Raw genomic sequence first — 1,941 nt, 5'->3', positions numbered from 1 at the left:
GACCCGCCCCGGCCCGCCGCGCCCCCGCCGGCGCGGCCGTCCTGCGCGAGGACGTGACGGAGGCGATCCGTGCGGCGGTGCTCGCGGAACTGGCGGAGTCCGGCTTCGCCCGGATGTCCATCGAGGGCATCGCCCGCCGCGCCGGCGTCGGCAAGACGGCGGTCTACCGCCGCTGGAAGTCCAAGCTGCACCTGGTCCTCGACCTGATCGGGGTCTTCGCCGTCGACGGCCTGCCCGTCCCGGCCACCGGCTCCCTCTACGGGGACGTCCGCGCCCTGCTGGAGGTGATGACCCACGTCCTGCGCCACCCGGTGGCCTCGGCGGTGATCCCCGACCTCCTCGTGGAGTCCGCGCGGAACCCGGAGATCGCCGACGCGGTGCGCGGGGCCCTCCTCGACGGCCAGCGGCGCCTCGCCGAGGGGATCGTCGCCGAAGCCGTCGCCCGCGGCGAACTGGAGGACACGGCCTCCCCCGAGCGGGCCCTGGACCTGGCGATCGGCCCGCTGTACTGGCGGCAGGTCGTCGTGGGGGACGCCGTACCGGCCGGCTACCTCGACCAGCTCGCCCGCTCGGTCGTGGCCGGACTGAAGACCGGCTGATCCGCTCGTCGGTGTGATCCGGGCCACACCGTGTCACGTCCGGCGGGCCCCCGGTGTCCTGTGGTCGAACCCCCTGAGGGGCGGACCCTGGAGCCGGAGGAGACACCATGAGCGGCGAGCAGACCGAAGTCCTCGTCATCGGCGGCGGATACGCGGGCGTCATGGCCGCCAACCGCCTGACGCGGCGCGCCGACGTGAACGTGACCCTGGTCAACCCGCGGCCGGAATTCGTCGAGCGGATCCGCCTGCACCAGCTGGTGGCCGGCACCGACGACGCCGTCGTCGAGTACCGCAAGGTCCTGGGCGAACGCGTCCGGCTGGTGGTCGACACCGTGACCCGGATCGACACGGCGGGGCGCGCCGTGACACTGGCCGGCGGCGGCACCGCCCGCTACGACTACCTCGTCTACGCGGTGGGCAGCGGCAGCGCCGACCCCCGCGTCCCCGGAGCGGCCGAGTTCGCCCACCCCCTCGCCACCCTGGAGGAGGCCCGGCGGCTGCGCCCGGCCCTCGACGCCGCACCCTCGGGCGCCCCGGTGACCGTAGTCGGGGGCGGGACGACCGGCATCGAGACCGCCGCCGAGCTGGCGGCCGGGGGCCGGGCCGTCACCCTGGTCTGCGGCGGGGCGCTCGGCCCCTCCCTGCACCCCCGGGGCCGGCGCGCGGTCGCCGGGCGGCTGGCCGCACTCGGCGTCACCGTCGTCGAAGGCCCCGGGGCGAAGGTGACGGCGGTGACCCGCGAGACCGTACGGCTCGCCGACGGCCGGGAGCTGCCCAGCGCGGTGACCGTCTGGACCGCCGGGTTCGGCGTACCGGACCTGGCCGCGCGCAGCGGGCTGAGCACCGACGCCCTGGGCCGCCTGCTCACGGACGAGACCCTGACCAGCGTGGACGACGTACGCGTCATCGCGGCCGGCGACTCGGCCGCCCCCTCGGACCTGCCCCTGCGGATGAGCTGCCAGGCCGCGGCCCAGACCGGGCCGCAGGCCGCCGAGACCGTGCTGAGCCGGATCGCGGGGGAGCGGCCCGCGCCCATCGAGGTGGGCTTCGTCGCCCAGTGCGTCAGCCTCGGACGCCGCGACGCGGTCCTGCAGTTCGCGGCCAAGGACGACACCCCGCGCAAGTACGTGCTGCGCGGCCGCCCGGCCGCGAAGGTCAAGGAACTGATCTGCCGGAGCGTTCCCTGGCAGCTGGCGTACGAGGCGCGCAAGCCCGGCGTGCGCACCTGGTGGACCAAGGACCCCAAGCGGCAGGAGCTGCTGCGGGCCCGGGCCGCCGGGGACCCGGCCGCCGCCGCACAGCCGGCCTGACCGCGCCCCCGTACGGCCGTGCGGCCACGGGT

2 protein-coding genes are annotated in these 1,941 nt (G+C 76.4%); both read left to right on the top strand.

Going from position 1 to position 1,941, the window contains the following annotated elements:
* Positions 1-599 (top strand): TetR/AcrR family transcriptional regulator (locus VR44_RS39490; protein ID WP_045952522.1); only part of this gene is annotated, 599 nt, incomplete at its 5' end.
* Between the two features lie 107 nt (positions 600-706).
* A complete protein-coding gene (locus VR44_RS39485; protein ID WP_045952521.1) occupies positions 707-1,909 on the top strand; it encodes an NAD(P)/FAD-dependent oxidoreductase in 1,203 nt (400 codons plus the stop codon).
* The last annotated feature ends 32 nt before the right edge of the window (positions 1,910-1,941 follow it).

Origin of the sequence: Streptomyces katrae (assembly GCF_000966975.1) — a bacterium.
GTDB lineage: Bacteria > Actinomycetota > Actinomycetes > Streptomycetales > Streptomycetaceae > Streptomyces > Streptomyces katrae.
The sequence above is the reverse complement of the archived record's forward strand: the minus strand, read 5'-3'. Positions and strand labels throughout refer to the sequence as shown.

Coding starts and splice junctions, on each gene's coding strand:
- VR44_RS39485 (WP_045952521.1), top strand. CDS start 707: ATGAGCGGCGAGCAGACCGAAGTCCTCGTCATCGGCGGCGGATACGCG.